This window comes from Myroides gitamensis (assembly GCF_029894455.1).
Lineage (GTDB): Bacteria > Bacteroidota > Bacteroidia > Flavobacteriales > Flavobacteriaceae > Flavobacterium > Flavobacterium odoratum.
This window is the reverse complement of record NZ_JARYHN010000001.1, coordinates 2,334,977-2,351,011: the sequence shown is the minus strand read 5'-3', so window position 1 is coordinate 2,351,011 and position 16,035 is coordinate 2,334,977. Positions and strand designations below refer to the sequence as shown.

Sequence of the window (16,035 nt, the reverse complement as noted above, 5' to 3'; positions counted from 1 at the left end):
ATTGTGATAAGGCAGTTGAAAATCCTAAAAGAAAGAGCGTGCTGCTGATTTAATTCTTGTTTTATGAAAGGAAGATTGTTGTTTGTCGGAATTTTTATTGCGTATTTTTTAGCGAATATTTACTTAGGATTCCGCGTATACCCCTTATTTGATGCAACCCCTTGGGGCATTCAAGTATTATATGGAGTAGCTGTTGCTTTTTTGGTGATATCGCCTATTTTATTTTTTACTTTTAGAAAGCGCGTCAGTGTGCCCAAAGCGGCTATCTTATATAAGGTAGGGACAGGATGGTTGATGTTAATCATCTATACTTTTCTGTTGGCGTTATTATCGGATTTATTCCTACTTGTGATGGGTGACTTTATCGGAAAATGGACCCAATCATTGATTCGATTGGATCAATTGCAAGCGTGGTTTATCGTATTGGGAACTGTAGGAATTGCTTGGATAGGTAATATCAATTATTATCGAAAGAAAGTTGTTCACCTCGATTTAGAAACAGAAAAACCATTGGATCAGCCGCTAAAGATAGTAGTCTTGAGCGACCTGCATTTAGGACATGCCATTACTAGAAAAGAATTAAAACGTTGGGTAGCCTTTATTAATGAACAAGAAGCAGATCTTGTTTTATTCGCTGGGGATATTATTGATAATAGCTTACTGCCTTTGACGTACTATAAATTGGATGAGCTTTTAAGTGAAATAAAAAGTAAACACGGCGTTTATGCGTGTTTAGGGAATCACGAGTACCTCGCCAATGTCGAAATGAGTTTGGCTTTTTTAGCGAAAGCGAATATCACCGTTTTGAGAGATGAGGTTATGAACCTCATCGATGGACAACTGCAACTGATAGGAAGAGATGATAAATCTAATCCGCATCGCAAGACTTTAGCTGAATTGGTTCAGCCTGATCCAACGAAAATACAACTTGTTTTAGACCATCAGCCTTATGCATTGGAGGCAGCTGAGAAACAGCAAATGGATTTTCAGTTTTCAGGACATACACATCGCGGACAAGTTTGGCCTTTTTCTTGGATTACGGATTATTTGTTTGAACAATCGCATGGATATGTAAAGAAGGGAAATACACAATATTACATTAGCTCTGGATTGGGGATTTGGGGCGGAAGATACCGCATTGGAACACAATCAGAATACGTGGTTGTTACGTTAAAAACGAAAGATAAAAAAGAGAAAGTGTAAGGGAAAAAACACAAACTTTTTTAATGGAGAATAAAAGGTTATTTTTGTCAAAATTTAGTTGAAGTGAATTATTTATCAGTAGAAAATATATCGAAATCTTTTGGGGCGCATAACTTGTTTGAAAATGTGTCATTTGGTATTAATAAAGATCAAAAGATTGCTTTTGTCGCAAAAAATGGATCGGGAAAATCGACTATTTTAAAAATAATAACAGGATTGGATGATCCTGATAGCGGACAAGTAGTTATTCGCAAGGGAATTCGCATGGAATTTCTATCGCAAGAACCTAATTTACAAGATGAACTGACCATCGAAGAAAGTATCTTCGCTTCAGATAGTGATATTCTTAAAGTAATCGAAGCCTATGAAAAAGCATTGGAAAATCCAGAGGATGAGGATGCTTATCAAAAAGCTTTTGAGCAAATGGAGATTCACAATGCTTGGGATTTTGAAACACAATACAAGCAGATTTTAACGAAACTAAAATTAGACGATTTAAAGTTAAAAGTAAAAACGCTTTCTGGAGGACAGAAGAAGCGTTTGGCTTTGGCTATTATCTTAATCAATAAACCTGATTTGTTGATACTGGATGAGCCAACCAACCACTTAGATCTAGAGATGATCGAATGGCTGGAGAACTATTTCGCTAAAGAAAATATCACGTTGTTTATGGTGACCCACGACCGCTTTTTCTTGGAGCGTGTGTGTAATGAAATTATCGAATTAGATAACGGATTAATTTACCAATACAAAGGGAACTATTCGTACTATTTAGAAAAGAAAGAAGAGCGAATAGCAGCTGAAAATGCAAGTATTGACAAGGCTCAAAATCTTTTTGTCAAAGAATTATCTTGGATGAGAAGACAGCCAAAAGCGCGTACAACAAAATCAAAATCGCGTATTGATGACTTCTATGTAATCAAAGAAAAAGCGAGCAGCAGAAGAAAAGAGCACCAAGTGGAGCTGGAAATTAACATGGAGCGCATGGGAAGTAAGGTTGTAGAATTACACAAGTTGAACAAGTCATTCAATGGAAAAGTGATTTTACAAGATTATAGCTATATGTTTAACCGAGGAGAACGCATTGGAATCATCGGAAAGAACGGATCTGGAAAATCAACCTTCTTGAATATCCTGACGCAAACGATGAAACCCGATACTGGAAAAGTTGTGATTGGGGAAACAATTAAGATTGGTTATTATACACAAGGCGGAATTTCGATTAAGCCTGAACAGAAAGTAATTGATGTTATCAAAGAGTTTGGTGAGTATATTCCATTAGCGAAAGGACGTTCTATCTCAGCAGGACAGCTTTTAGAGCGTTTTCTATTTGATCGCAAGAAACAGCACGATTTTGTTGAAAAATTGAGTGGAGGGGAGCTAAAACGCTTGTACTTGTGTACTGTTTTAATTCAAAACCCGAATTTCTTGATTCTGGATGAGCCAACAAACGATTTGGATATCGTAACGTTGAACGTATTAGAAAGCTTCTTATTGGATTATCCTGGTTGTTTGGTAGTGGTTTCTCACGACCGTTATTTCATGGATAAGATTGTCGATCACTTATTTGTCTTTAGAGGAGAAGGAGAAATTGAAGATTTCCCAGGAAACTATTCTGATTTCAGAACGTATGAAGACAGTATTGAGCCTGTGAAAGAGGAAGCGCCAAAAGAAAAAGTAAATTGGAAGGAAAATCAAGTACAAAATGGATTGACGTTTCAAGAACAAAAAGAGCTTCAAAAAATTGAGCGCGAAATGACAAAATTGGAAGAGCAAAAACAAGAAATTGAAAAAGAATTTGCAGACGGAAAAGTACAAGAAAACCAAATTGACGAAAAAGCAAATGCGCTGAAAAAAATAATAAAAGAACTCGAAGAAAAAGAAGAAAGATGGTTTGAATTATCAGCCAAAAAAGGGGAGTAATTTCGAGGGCAAAAAAAGCAGAAAAGAGGGTGAAAAAACAGTTTCACTCTCTTTTTTTTTATTTTTAAATCTGAATAAAGCTATAAAATATAGTGAAAATTTAAGATTTTTACAAGAGTTAAAATGTTAAAGTTTTTCGATGTATCTCTTTGTTAATCAGGGTTTGTGTGTAAAGGATAGGTTAAGGGAATGTAATTTAACGATTAAAAAATAGGCAGATTTAAAAAAGAAGGTAACTTTGCGGAGTGAAATTTCAAGTGGTGACAGGGCTTGAGAAATTAATTTTAATGAGGAAAAAATGTTCTTTTTTTATTGGCTTATTACTGCTATTAGGTGGAGTTTTTTCGGGTTTCAAAAAGTATGAAGTCATACTTCTAGAACAGTATAAAATTGTCCCTACAGAAGAGCTGTCTTACCATCTTCCTGAGGAAAAAATTGTGGAAGAAAAGAAGGCAGACGAGGCTGCAGTAATACCATTTACAGGGAAAACCTATATTGGGTTTAAACAAGCCTTAGGTGCAAGAGAATCTAATGGTTTGTATCGAATTGTTAACTCTTTTGGGTACATCGGAAAATACCAATTTGGAAGGTTAGCTCTAAGATCAATAGGAATTTTTGATTCTGAAGAGTTTTTGAATGATCCGCAATTACAGGAAAAAGCATTTGATGCTCTGGTTGCAAAAAACAAATGGATTCTTAGAAACGAGATTAAAGCGTTCGAGGGACGAAGAATCGACGGGATCAGAATCACAGAGTCGGGGATATTAGCCGCTGCTCACTTAGGTGGAGCAGGATCTGTGAGAAAATATTTAAGAAGTAATGGAGCTAATTCATTTAGCGATGGATACGGAACTTCAATCAAGACCTACTTGAAAAAATTTAGTGGGTATGATGTTTCAGAGATTGATCCAGAACGAGATGCATTAGTAATGCTGTAAACGTATAAAAGGTGGTCTGTTTGACAGATCACCTTTTTTTATTTGGTAGTGAAAAAATAATTTCTACCTTTACACCTTCAAAACAAAGAAAAATGAATTTCAAACATACAAACAATTGGTGGTGGAGCAACTTACGTCAAGACGTCGTGAGCTGTCCTGCTATTGGTATGTATGAAGAAAAAATATAACGGAACGAGTATATATTATTCCTACACCTCTAAGGGCTTGTCATCACGACAAGCCCTTTTTTTGTGCCCAAAAATTTCAAATAAAACAATATAATAAAACAAACGAATATGAAGTATCAAGTGAATCAAGCCGGATTTTATGGCGATTTTGGAGGAGCCTTTATCCCTCCAACTTTACAACCCATTGTAGCAGAATTGCAAGCCATGTATATCGAAATCATGGAAAGAACCAACCTTTCAGGCAGAATACCAAAAGCTATTAGCCGATTATGTAGGTCGACCTACGCCTTTGTACTTCGCAGAAAGACTTTCAGTGCTATACAATACGAAGGTGTATTTAAAACGCGAGGATTTATGCCATACAGGAGCGCATAAGATTAATAATACCATTGGTCAGGTATTATTGGCTAAACGCTTAGGCAAGAAGAAAATCATCGCTGAAACAGGAGCAGGGCAACATGGAGTCGCAACGGCAACTGTATGTGCACTAGCAGGATTGGAATGTGTGGTTTTTATGGGAGCGACAGACATTGAACGTCAAGCACCCAATGTTGCGCGTATGAAGATGCTAGGCGCTGAGGTTCGTGCAGCAAAAACAGGAACACAGACGTTAAAAGAAGCAGTAGATGAAGCCTTGCTTTACTGGATAGAAAACCCAACAGATACCTATTATTTAATCGGTTCTGTGGTAGGTCCACATCCATATCCTGATATGGTTGGGCGTTTTCAATCTGTCATCTCCAAAGAAATCAAACAACAATTGTTGGAGAAAGAAGGCGTAGATAAACCGAACTATGTGATTGCGAGTGTAGGTGGAGGAAGTAATGCTACGGGAGCTTTCTATGAATTTTTGGAAGAAGAAAGCGTGAAGCTTATTGTAGCAGAAGGTGGTGGTTTTGGTGTAGATACAAATCAAACGGCTGCTACTTCTTTTATTGGTAAACCTGGAGTATTACACGGAAGTAAAACCTTATTCATGCAAGATGAAACAGGAGAGCCGCTAGAAGCGTATTCTATATCTGCTGGATTAGATTATCCTGGTTTTGGTCCTTTATTCGCTTTGATGAAACAAGAAGATCGAGCAGAGTTTTTCGCTATTAAAGATGCGGAAGCTATGGAAGCAGGGTTAGCCCTGTGTAAGTTAGAAGGGATTATTCCCGCAATAGAAAGTTCACATGCACTAGCTGCTTTACAACATAAAACGTTTTTACCAACTGATATTGTAGTCGTAAACCTTTCCGGTAGGGGGGATAAGGATTTACAAAATTATACCAACTACTTTCAGTTGTAGTTTTTTCAGGAAAAAGCCCACGTAGGAGTGGGCTTTTTTTATTCTGATTGATACCATTGCTCTAATTCAACTAAAATAGGAAGTAGTTTTATTCCTTTAGCTGTGAGTTTGTATTCGACGCGTGGGGGAATCTCAGCAAAGGCTTCTCGTGCTAATATTCCGTCTTGTTCTAACTCGCGTAAAACGGTGGTGAGTGTACCTTGGGCAATATGGTCTAAATCGCGTTTTAAAATTCCAAAACGCTTTGGACATTGAGCTGCTACAATTTTAATAATTGAAATTTTCCATTTACCCGTAATGGTCTTTAATGCTTGTTGAGCCACACAAGTATTTTCAAAATCAGTCAATTTTTTTTCTACCGTAGTATACTCATTATCACTATTCGTATTATTTTTCATACTTAGTCTTGATTTTTTACCTACTTGATTGGAAGCAAGTGATTCTTCACTTTTGTAAAGATAATTATAAAATATAGGAAGAAAAAAATGCAAAATTTAACCCATCAGAGAAAGAGTATCCTGTTATTGCTACTTTCAATGTCTATCTTTTTGTCAGTATTAGATTTGTTTATCGTCAATGTAGCTATTCCTAAAATTAGAACTGCCCTACACACCAGTGTAGCAGATATACAGCTTGTTATTGTTTACTATGTCATTGGCTATGGTGCTTTTCTGATTACCTCAGGTAAAGTTGGTATAAAGTATGGGCATAAGCGCGTTTTTGTGTTATCCATGTTGAGTTTTGGACTATTTTCACTCTTGTGTGGATTAGCTACTGAGATACACGCATTGAATCTTTATCGTTTGTTTCAGGGAATTAGTGGAGCATTTATGATTCCACAAGGGGTGACACTTATATCACATATTTATACTGAAGAAGCAGAACGACGTAAAGCGTATGCTATTTATGGAGCAATAGCTGGAATGTCTTCTGTACTTGGTCAGATTCTTGGAGGGGTACTTCCTGATTTAGACTACGCATTTGGGGCTTGGCGGTTGATTTTTTTAATTAATGTTCCTATTGCTTTATTCGTAGTAGTAGCTTCTTGGAGGTTTATACCAGAGGTAGCACGCAAGCGAGATTTAAAAATACAACCCTTATCACAGTTTGTACTCGTTTTTTTACTGGTGATTTTGATGTATAGTTTAGTTACAGGAGCGGATCTAGGTTGGACTTTCTCTTTGTTTTTCTTACTGTTCAGTGCAATGGGGGGAATCATCATATTTCTATGCTTTCAATGGAGACAATACAAGAAGGAAAAAGTTACCTTATTTGATTTTAAACCATTTACTTATAAAATGTTTGGCGTGACTCTTATCGCCTTGGTGTTTTATTCCTTAGTACAGGATTCTTATTTTTTTATTTATGCCAATCACTTTCAATTGCAATTGCATTATACGGCTACTCAAACAGGAATTTTATTTGCTTTTCAAGGGGTAGGCTACGTATTAGCCTCGTTTTTGTCTTTGCATTTTTTAGCTCGGTATCAAGAGCGCTTTATGCTTTTTGGATTACTGTTGATGGTAGTCGGGCTTGTTGTTCATTATACCTTATTAAATAGTGATGAGGTTTTGTTTTACAAAGTGGCATTCCTGTTGTTTGAATATGGATTGGGGTGTGGAATTGTTTTACCTTCAATGTTTACTTATGCTTTAAGTGCCTTGCCTACTGCATCCACAGCATTAGGGTCTAGTCTATATTTGACAGTACAACAGTTAAGTATCGCTTTGGGAGTAAGTATGGTGGGACAAGTTTATTTTGGTAGCGAACAAGGACATTTCAATGCGACAATACTTATGATTATGTTGTTATTGATTACAGGATTTGTATTTTATAGTCAGTATAAAAAAAACAGAAGATCCACATAAAAAACAACTTTTTACTCCTTATATATAGTAAGGAGTAAAAAGAAAAGTATATGCGTTATTTGTTTTGTGCCAGATCTCTATAAAAATATCCCCATCCAAAACAAACAAATACTATATTTGCAGCGGTTTAATAAAAATACAATATGATAACAGTTAATGATGTTGCTGTCCAATTTGGTAGTACAACACTTTTCAGTGGCGTAAGTTTCTCGATTAATGAAAATGACAAAATTGCCTTAATGGGGAAAAACGGTGCGGGTAAATCCACCTTACTTAAAATTGTAGCAGGAGTAGATAAACCTAGTTTAGGCGTGGTTGCTGCACCAAAAGAAGCAGTAATTGCTTATTTACCTCAGCATTTATTAACTGCAGATGATTGTACTGTTTTTGAAGAAACATCAAAGGCTTTTGCTCAAATCTTCTCGATGAAGAATGAAATTGAGCAAATCAATGAAGAGTTGACGGTGCGTACAGATTACGAAAGTGATGCGTATATGAAACTAATCGAACGCGTATCTGAATTAAGTGAAAAGTTTTATTCGATTGAAGAAGTAAACTATGAAGCTGAGGTGGAGAAAGTATTGAAAGGATTGGGATTCTTACGTGAAGACTTTACACGTCCAACTTCTGAATTCAGTGGAGGATGGAGAATGCGCATCGAATTAGCAAAAATCTTATTGCAAAAACCGGATTTGATTTTATTGGATGAGCCAACGAACCACATGGATATTGAAAGTATTCAATGGTTAGAGGAGTTCTTGATTACACAAGCAAAAGCTGTCATGGTTATTTCTCACGACCGTGCTTTTGTGGATAATATTACCAATCGTACGATTGAAGTAACGATGGGAAAAATTTACGATTACAAAGCGAAATACTCAGATTATTTAGTATTGCGTCAAGATCGTAGAGCACATCAGATGAAAGCGTACGAAGAGCAACAAAAGATGATTGCAGAAACAACAGAGTTTATTGAGCGTTTCAAAGGAACGTATTCAAAAACACTTCAGGTGCAATCTCGTGTAAAAATGTTGGAAAAATTAGAAATTATTCAAGTAGATGAGGTAGATAACTCAGCTCTTCGCTTGAAGTTCCCTCCTGCAGCACGTTCAGGACAATACCCTGTTACGATTACTGAAATGGGTAAAACGTATGGTGACCATGTTGTGTTTAAGGATGCTAATATGGTTGTGGAAAGAGGACAAAAAGTAGCTTTTGTAGGAAAGAATGGTGAAGGTAAATCGACGATGATTAAAGCAATCATGGGAGAGATTGATTATACCGGATCGATTGAATTAGGACACAATATTCAAGTAGGGTACTTTGCTCAGAATCAAGCGTCTTTATTAGATGGCGATTTGACTATTTTTGAAACGGTAGATCGTATTGCTGAAGGGGATATCCGTACGCAAATCAAAAACATATTGGGAGCTTTCATGTTCTCTGGTGACGATATTCAAAAGAAAGTAAAAGTACTTTCTGGTGGGGAGAAAACCAGATTGGCCATGGTGAAATTATTATTAGAGCCTTACAACTTATTAATCCTGGATGAGCCGACGAACCATTTGGATATGAAAACCAAAGACATCATCAAAGCGGCATTGAAAGATTTTGAAGGTACTGTAATCTTAGTTTCTCACGACCGTGATTTCTTAGATGGATTGGCCGAAAAAGTATTTGAATTTGGCAATAAACGCGTTAAAGAACACTTTGAAGATATCAAAGGATTCTTAGCGCACAAAAAAATGGAAAGCTTACGCGAGATCGAAAAATAAACGATTCTCAGGTAGAAAATATAAAAACTCCTTCTCTTAAAAGACTTATGGCATGTGTTTTGTTAAGTTTTTTGAGGGAAGGAGTTTCTTTTTTTTACTATTTACAGCAAAATTAAACCGTTGTAAGCAGCAAAGAAGCCTGCTTTTTCTTTCTCCATCCGGGGATAGTGTTATATTTGTAAAACGATTGTAAATAGTGCTTCATAAAATGAAAAAGGTTGTATATTTATTGAAGCATTTATGTGTAATTAACAACATTAAGTGAATGAAAAGAATAAACTTGAAACGTTTTTTTCTGCTTATCGGAGGGACTGTACTTTATTTTTCGATGTCGGGAATTAGTTATGGACAGCAGTTGTCTTTTGCTGATGCGATGCGCGTGATGAATGAGGAGAATAGCTTAATTAAAGCGATGGAAAAACAAGAGGAGGTTCACCAATATGAATGGAAAGCTATGAAAGGCTTGCGTTCGCCTTCGGTGAAAGCTTTCGGAATGGGCATTTACATGGATCGTTCTTTAGGATTAGATTTTAATGGACTTCGAAATCAAGTAGGTGATTTTGTGCATTTACCAAACTCAGAAGTATTGGGGAACTGGTCTGTTGATTTTAATAAACGAGATATGGCTTTCGGTGGTTTCATGGCTACTTGGCCTTTGTTTACAGGAGGAAAAATTAATGCTGCTGTAAAAGCCGGAAAGCTCAAAAGTGAAATGGGAGAAAAGGACTTGGAGCAAACCAAGGACAAATTAATATCTGAACTCGTCGTTCGCTATTACACCGTAAAATTAGCGGAACGTGCGTTAGTTGTGCGTCAAGAAGTATTGACAGGCATGGAAAAGCACCAGCATGATGCTTTGAAATTAGAGGAAAATGGCATGATTGCCCCTGTTCAACGCATGGCGGCTGATGTGGCGGTTTCTGATGCGAATCGAGAGTTTGAATCCGCAAAGAAAGACGCTACTTTGGCGCGTTTGGCTTTGGCAAATACGATGGAAGTAGAGGAAGTAACGGCGGATTTAAGCAGTGATTTTTTCTTGCTCCCTCAATTAGAAAATTTAGAATACTACCAAGGATCTGCCTCAGATAACTATCCTGCTTTACAAAAATTAGCCTTGCAAAAAGAATTGGCTACACAAGGAGTAAAAGCGAAACAATCAGCAAATTACCCGACTGTAGTTGCCTTTGGACAGACTATTTTAGCCCATAATAATCCCATTAGTGGACTAGATGTACTTTACGATAATAATAAACCTTGGACCATTGGTGTTGGCGTGACCTATACTTTATTTGAAGGATTTAAAAACAGAAATGAAATTAGAGCGGCCAAAGCAACAAGAGAGAGCGTTGAGCTTTTTGAAGAAAAAGCAAAAGCTGATATTAAAATGTTGGTGGCTAAATTGTACCAAGATATTGTAAAACAACAAGAACAAATAGAAAGTTTAACAACACAAGAAGCAATGGCTACTGAATACCTTAGAGTGCGCAACAAAGCGTTCGTTGAGGGATTTGCTACCTCAACGGAAGTAGTTGATGCAGAATTAAATTTATCTGTGGTGAAATTGAAGAAATTACAAGCGCATTTTAATTATGTAGCGAATGTAGCTTCTCTATTTGAGTACACAGGATTGAGTAATGAATTTGTCCAATTTGCAAAATAAATTGAAGGTAAGATGAAAAATAAAGTAATAAGTGCTATTGTTGGAATTGTAGTTGTAGTGATTGTTTTCGCTGTTTCTATTTGGTATATGAGTGCTCCACAAGAGAGTTATATTCAAGGACAAGTAGACGCTACTCAAATTAATGTATCTTCTAAGATTCCTGGTAGAATTGATGATATTCTAGTAAAAGAAGGAGATAAAGTACAAGCAGGACAGGTATTGGTTCAGATTAGTACGCCAGAGATAGATGCTAAATTGCAACAAGTGGAAGCTTTAAAAGCAGCTGCACAAGCCCAAGATGCGAAAGCAAATACAGGAGCGCGAAAAGAAGAAATTCAGGCGGCTTACAATATGTGGCAACAGGCCAAAGCGGGAGCTGATTTTGCTCAAAAAACCTATGCAAGAGTAGAAAACTTATACAAAGAAAAAGTAATTCCTGCCCAGCAAAAAGACGAAGCTTATGCGAAATATACTGCAGCTCAAGAAGTAGAAAAAGCAGCACATGCAACCTATCAAATGGCAAAAAGTGGGGCTCGATCTGAAGATAAAGCCGCTGCTTTAGCTGTATTTAATCAAGCAAAAGGCGCAGTGGAAGAAGTGCTAATTTACAAAGGAGAAGGAGCTGTAAAATCACCCCAAGATGGAGAGGTGTATACTATTATGCCAAATAAAGGCGAAATCGTAAATTCAGGTTATCCTATTGTCAATCTAGTAGATTTAAATGATCTATGGGTGAACTTCAATATTCGCGAAGACTTGATGAGTAAGTTTAAAATGAATACCAAATTTCAAGCGATTATCCCTGCCTTAGGGAATCAATCGATTGAATTAGAAGTACAGTATATTGCTGTACAAGGGGATTACGCTACATGGAGTGCTACAAAAGCAAAAGGAGATTTCGATATGAAAACCTTTTTGATTAAGGCTTATCCAACACAAAAAGTGGACGGATTAAGACCAGGAATGAGTGCTTTAGTAGTAGAAAGTAGTTTGAAGTAAAAATACAAGGAACGTGAGTAAAGGTTTTTTATCCCTATTTAAAGAAGAGTTTAAACGAATGCTGACCACACCTCGAATTTTGGTGCTGATTCTCGGTATTCCACTTTTGCTATTTCTATATTATGGGGCTTTGTTACAAGAAGGGGTTTCTCGAGATTTACCTGTAACAATCCTCGATTTAGATAAAAGTAGTACTTCACGTAAACTTGCGAGTTTTATTGATGCCAGTGCAGCAATGCAAATTGTTTATGAAGTAAACGATGAGTTAGAAGGGCAAAAAACGGTGCGCAGAGGGGATTCTTTTGCTTTAATCATCATACCCAAAGATTTTCAGAAAAACGTTCAGAAAGGAGTAAAAACCAATGTAACGTGTTACTATAATGGGCAATATTTATTGCCTGCAGGACTAATTCAACGCGATTTTCAAACGGCAGCAGGCTATCTCGCAGCTGGGGTTCGAACCATATCACTAGAGCAAGGTGGATTAATGCCGAATCAAGCACTAGCAGCAGTGGCACCTATTAAAGTGGAAGAGCATGTACTCTTTAATCCATACACCAGTTATGAATATTATTTAGGTTTAGCTTTTATGCCTATGGCCTTGCAAATTATTATGTTGGTCGTATCGATTTACGTTTTTGGTGTGGACTTAAAATACAGAAAAGGAAAAGAGTTATTGGAACGCGCCAATAATAAGATTTGGGTTGTGGCTATCGCTAAGATTTTGCCTTATACCTTAATCTTTATGGTGCTGGGCTTGTATATGAATAGTTATGTATTCTATAAATTGAGTATGCCTTTCAAAGGGAATTTCTTTGTGCTCAATGCATTTTTCTTTTTGTTTATTTTGGTTTGCCAAAGCATGGGCTTCTTTCTCGCTTCTGTGATGAATAGCTTGAGAATCGCCTTAACGATAGGTGGTGCTTATGCGGCAGTAGCATTCTCTTTTGCAGGATATACTTTCCCACCAGAAGGAATGAGCGGATTTGTACGTGGCGTAAATTATGTATTTCCCTTTCATTCTTATATGCGCTTTGTAGTGAATTATGCCATTCGTGGTATTTCATTCAATGCAGAGCAAGCAGGCTATTTAATTGCTTTTGCCGTATTCATTTGTTTAGGATTAATCGGAATTCCGTTTTATTATAAAAAATTACAGAAAGGAGGCTATGATGCTTAAGAGATGGATAGAAAATTGGGCCTTGATTATCGAATCGTGTAAGCGAGAGATCCAAATGATTTTTAAAGACTCTGCAATCGTAATCACGTATATTGTCTGTGTACTTCTAGTTGCTTTTGTGTATTCCTATGTGTATTCGAAAGAGGTGATTACAGAATTACCTGTGGCCATTGTCAACCAGGATCAATCGAAAATGAGTTTTCAAATTGATCGCATGTTGGATGCAACACCTCAGCTTAAAGTAGATTTGCGTACAGCGAGTATGGATTTGGCACAAGAAGCGTTTTACCAAGAAAAAATCAAAGGAATAATCGTTATTCCAGAACATTTTGGAAGAGATTTACAAAAGGGGAAAGTACCTACGCTTGGTGCGTATTGCGATGCTTCCTATATGCTATATTACAAGCAAACCCTAGGGGCTGTTATGCTTACAGCAGGAACTTTGGGAGGGGCAAGTTGAAGTGAATAAGATGATGGCTGGAGGAATGCCAATGAAACAAGCAGCAGCGACGAGACGCCCTTTTGATGTAACGGCGAAACCGTTATTTAATATCAATGGAGGTTATGCTACATTTTTGATGCCCGCTGTATTCTTGATTGCGATTCAGACGCTACAGTTGAATGGAATGGGAATTTTAGCTGGTACGTTACGAGAAAAAAGAAGTTTTGGACAAGCCTTTGCTTATGCAACAGGACGTTTTTCTAATTTCTTCTTGACTATTGGACGAAGTTTAGCCTACCTCATTCTTTCCATGTTGATGATGTGGATTGTATTGGGTGTTGTGATGCACTTGTTTACCTTTCCACAACGCGGAAATCTAATGGAAGTAACGCTGTTTTTGATTCCATTCTTACTCGCGGTTTCCTTTTTAGGGATGACCTTAGCGAATTGTTTTAAACACAGGGAAGATTCAATCATGACGATTACTCTTTTTTCAATTCCCACTTTGTTGATGACTGGGTTATCTTGGCCAACTACAGCTTTTCCAACGGCCATTAAGGTTATTTCCTTTTTTGTGCCTTCTACTGTAGGAACAAAAGGTTTTGTCGCACTCACTCAGTTTGGGGCTTCACTACAAGATATCAAGGATTTGTTTGTGCAAATGTGGTTGGTTTGCCTCTTTTATTTTATGTTGGCCATCTGGACGAATTGGCGCTTAAGAAGAAAAGAAGGGGAAACCATTTCCCAAGAGATATAAAAAAAATAGGATCGTGTAAACGATCCTATTTTTTTATAGTTAATTGATAAATTGACGTCGGTAGTTCTGGATTATCAGGGTCTGTACACAAGAAGAAAGAAACTTCTTTTTTGTTGTTTTTGTATACGGTTATACCCTCAAACTTTTGATCTGTACTAATGGTCTTGGTCTTTTCAACTTTCATTTTTTTGGTGTTGATTTTTCCAACAATTGAACCTTTGATTTCGCCATCTGCATACGTAGAACTAGAATCTTCTGCTGTTGCAATAAAATATAGATCTTGATCCACTAAAACGGCATCTGTAAATCCGGTTTGAACCTGCTCTAACTTCGGTAACTTCATGGGAGTATAGGTGATTCTAAAATTATCTAAGATGCTTTCACCTGTTACGACAAATACTCCATTTTGTTGTTTAGGACCATTGCCGCGATTGAAAAAATACCACGTTTCAGCATCATACACCACCCCTTCAATATTAAAATCAGCATCGTCCATATGAGCAAAGGCTTTCATAGATTCATATAATAATTCCAAAGATTGTTTACTGACCGGTTCATTCGTCATTTGATGGATTTCATATAAATCAGTTCGGTTGGGTTTGGAGCCCGAACCAAATAAATAGTAGTTGATTCCATCAAAGGTCATGGATTCCAAATCAGGTTTGTCTGCTTTTGCAATATGCTCTTGTCCGATATAATCCTCCGTAAGGGCTGTTTTATTTAGTTGTTTGGACGGTATGTCGTAATGATATAAATACGAACTATCGTCTGCAATTAAATGAAGTTTGTCTTCGGCATAGTACAAACCAGATGCCGCACTTAGGCCAATAATATGATAGAGGAACTCTAATGTCAGTTTTCTCATGGTTACTTGAATTGAATTTTATAAATTTAATACATCCGAATTACTTAACGAATTAAATTGATATGAGTTTTGAAAATAAATATAAGGCAACAGGGAAAACGAAACTAGCCAAGTTAGCTACGGTTCCAGATTTTGAATTGAGCCCTAAAAAAGCCATACGCAAATTAGAAGAAGTAAGTAGACACTTGAGTAAATTTCAAGAATTGATGTATGCACACAATCGCTATAGTTTTTTGATTTGCATACAGGGGATGGATACGGCGGGCAAAGATAGCTTGATTCGAGAAGTGTTTAAGTCGTTCAATGCTAGGGGAGTGGTGGTTCAGAGCTTTAAGAAACCGACTTCTACAGAATTGGAACATGACTATTTATGGAGACATTATATCGCTTTGCCAGAGAAAGGGAAATTTACTGTTTTTAATCGCACGCATTATGAAAATGTACTTGTTTCTCGTGTACATCCCGAAATTGTATTGAATGAGCGACTGCCTCAAATTACGAGTACCGATCAATTAGACGAAGAGTTTTGGGAAAAGCGCTATAAAGAAATCAGCAATTTTGAAGAGCATATCAGCAACAATGGAGTAGTGGTGCTTAAATTTTTCTTGCATTTAGGAAAAGACGAACAAAAAAAACGCATTTTACGTCGATTAGGGAAAGAGAAGCACCATTGGAAGTTTGCGCCAGAAGATGTTCGCGAGCGCGAGTTTTGGGATGAATATCAAACGTATTATGAAGAGGTCATTGAGAAAACCTCAACAAAAGAATGTCCGTGGTATGTGATTCCCGCTGATAATAAAGAGCTATGTCGCTATATTTTTGCCAGTATTTTATTGGAAATAACAGAACAATTAACGGATGTCAGTTTGCCAGAATTGCCGGATAATATTAAAGACAATTTATCTAAGTATAGAGAGCGATTGCTGAATGAATAAAAAAAAGGGCC

The 16,035-nt window shown here is 36.9% G+C and carries 13 protein-coding genes and 1 pseudogene; 12 read left to right on the top strand and 2 right to left on the bottom strand.

Annotation, left to right across the window (positions count from 1 at the left end; genetic code table 11):
• Positions 1–63 precede the first annotated feature (63 nt).
• From M2306_RS10330 to trpB, 4 genes and pseudogenes are all read left to right on the top strand, one after another.
• Complete coding sequence (locus tag M2306_RS10330; protein ID WP_259189614.1) at positions 64–1,203, top strand: metallophosphoesterase; 1,140 nt, start codon at positions 64–66, stop codon at positions 1,201–1,203.
• A 63-nt stretch (positions 1,204–1,266) separates the two neighbouring features.
• On the top strand, positions 1,267–3,126 hold the full coding sequence (locus M2306_RS10325; protein WP_115092689.1) for an ABC-F family ATP-binding cassette domain-containing protein: 1,860 nt from the start codon (positions 1,267–1,269) through the stop codon (positions 3,124–3,126).
• Between the two features lie 287 nt (positions 3,127–3,413).
• Complete coding sequence (locus M2306_RS10320; RefSeq protein WP_172462214.1) at positions 3,414–4,064, top strand: peptidoglycan-binding protein LysM; 651 nt, start codon at positions 3,414–3,416, stop codon at positions 4,062–4,064.
• 296 nt (positions 4,065–4,360) lie between these two features.
• Positions 4,361–5,543 (top strand): annotated as a pseudogene (gene trpB, locus M2306_RS10315) (tryptophan synthase subunit beta).
• Between the two features lie 38 nt (positions 5,544–5,581).
• Here the strand turns inward: trpB and M2306_RS10310 are convergent.
• Positions 5,582–5,941, bottom strand: a complete 360-nt coding sequence (locus M2306_RS10310) for a winged helix-turn-helix transcriptional regulator (protein ID WP_115092691.1) — start codon at positions 5,939–5,941, stop codon at positions 5,582–5,584.
• Positions 5,942–6,028: 87 nt separating this feature from the next.
• Between M2306_RS10310 and M2306_RS10305 the strand changes: the two genes are divergently transcribed.
• From M2306_RS10305 to M2306_RS10275, 7 genes are all read left to right on the top strand, one after another.
• Positions 6,029–7,411, top strand: a complete 1,383-nt coding sequence (locus tag M2306_RS10305; RefSeq protein ID WP_259189612.1) for an MFS transporter — start codon at positions 6,029–6,031, stop codon at positions 7,409–7,411.
• 143 nt (positions 7,412–7,554) lie between these two features.
• The gene (locus M2306_RS10300) at positions 7,555–9,186 is read left to right on the top strand and encodes an ABC-F family ATP-binding cassette domain-containing protein (protein ID WP_259189604.1); all 1,632 of its coding nucleotides are present in this window, start codon (positions 7,555–7,557) and stop codon (positions 9,184–9,186) included.
• 265 nt (positions 9,187–9,451) lie between these two features.
• Complete coding sequence (locus M2306_RS10295) at positions 9,452–10,846, top strand: TolC family protein (protein WP_259189586.1); 1,395 nt, start codon at positions 9,452–9,454, stop codon at positions 10,844–10,846.
• A 12-nt stretch (positions 10,847–10,858) separates the two neighbouring features.
• The gene (locus M2306_RS10290) at positions 10,859–11,845 is read left to right on the top strand and encodes an HlyD family secretion protein (protein WP_002990497.1); all 987 of its coding nucleotides are present in this window, start codon (positions 10,859–10,861) and stop codon (positions 11,843–11,845) included.
• A 13-nt stretch (positions 11,846–11,858) separates the two neighbouring features.
• Positions 11,859–13,025 (top strand): ABC transporter permease, encoded by a 1,167-nt coding sequence (locus M2306_RS10285; protein ID WP_115092695.1) that lies wholly within the window; start codon positions 11,859–11,861, stop codon positions 13,023–13,025.
• Positions 13,015–13,485 carry an ABC transporter permease gene (locus tag M2306_RS10280; RefSeq protein ID WP_498882847.1) on the top strand — a complete coding sequence of 157 codons (471 nt, stop codon included), beginning with the start codon at positions 13,015–13,017 and terminating at the stop codon, positions 13,483–13,485. Before M2306_RS10285 ends, M2306_RS10280 begins: the two co-directional genes overlap by 11 nt.
• Positions 13,486–13,495: 10 nt before the next feature.
• Positions 13,496–14,224 carry an ABC transporter permease gene (locus tag M2306_RS10275; RefSeq protein WP_498882846.1) on the top strand — a complete coding sequence of 243 codons (729 nt, stop codon included), beginning with the start codon at positions 13,496–13,498 and terminating at the stop codon, positions 14,222–14,224.
• A 25-nt stretch (positions 14,225–14,249) separates the two neighbouring features.
• On the opposite strand, the gene M2306_RS10270 is transcribed toward M2306_RS10275, so the two are convergent.
• Positions 14,250–15,089, bottom strand: coding sequence for a DUF6929 family protein (locus M2306_RS10270; protein ID WP_259189574.1), 840 nt, complete (start codon positions 15,087–15,089; stop codon positions 14,250–14,252).
• A 62-nt stretch (positions 15,090–15,151) separates the two neighbouring features.
• Between M2306_RS10270 and M2306_RS10265 the strand changes: the two genes are divergently transcribed.
• Positions 15,152–16,024: a PPK2 family polyphosphate kinase gene (locus tag M2306_RS10265; protein ID WP_259189572.1), complete on the top strand. Its 873-nt coding sequence runs from the start codon at positions 15,152–15,154 to the stop codon at positions 16,022–16,024.
• The last annotated feature ends 11 nt before the right edge of the window (positions 16,025–16,035 follow it).

Bases quoted from the DNA above. Each gene is read 5' to 3' on its own strand.
- M2306_RS10330 (WP_259189614.1), top strand. From the start codon at position 64: ATGAAAGGAAGATTGTTGTTTGTCGGAATTTTTATTGCGTATTTTTTA.
- M2306_RS10320 (WP_172462214.1), top strand. From the start codon at position 3,414: ATGAGGAAAAAATGTTCTTTTTTTATTGGCTTATTACTGCTATTAGGT.
- M2306_RS10310 (WP_115092691.1), bottom strand. From the start codon at position 5,941: ATGAAAAATAATACGAATAGTGATAATGAGTATACTACGGTAGAAAAA.
- M2306_RS10305 (WP_259189612.1), top strand. From the start codon at position 6,029: ATGCAAAATTTAACCCATCAGAGAAAGAGTATCCTGTTATTGCTACTT.
- M2306_RS10300 (WP_259189604.1), top strand. From the start codon at position 7,555: ATGATAACAGTTAATGATGTTGCTGTCCAATTTGGTAGTACAACACTT.
- M2306_RS10295 (WP_259189586.1), top strand. From the start codon at position 9,452: ATGAAAAGAATAAACTTGAAACGTTTTTTTCTGCTTATCGGAGGGACT.
- M2306_RS10290 (WP_002990497.1), top strand. From the start codon at position 10,859: ATGAAAAATAAAGTAATAAGTGCTATTGTTGGAATTGTAGTTGTAGTG.
- M2306_RS10280 (WP_498882847.1), top strand. From the start codon at position 13,015: ATGATGCTTAAGAGATGGATAGAAAATTGGGCCTTGATTATCGAATCG.
- M2306_RS10275 (WP_498882846.1), top strand. From the start codon at position 13,496: ATGATGGCTGGAGGAATGCCAATGAAACAAGCAGCAGCGACGAGACGC.
- M2306_RS10270 (WP_259189574.1), bottom strand. From the start codon at position 15,089: ATGAGAAAACTGACATTAGAGTTCCTCTATCATATTATTGGCCTAAGT.
- M2306_RS10265 (WP_259189572.1), top strand. From the start codon at position 15,152: ATGAGTTTTGAAAATAAATATAAGGCAACAGGGAAAACGAAACTAGCC.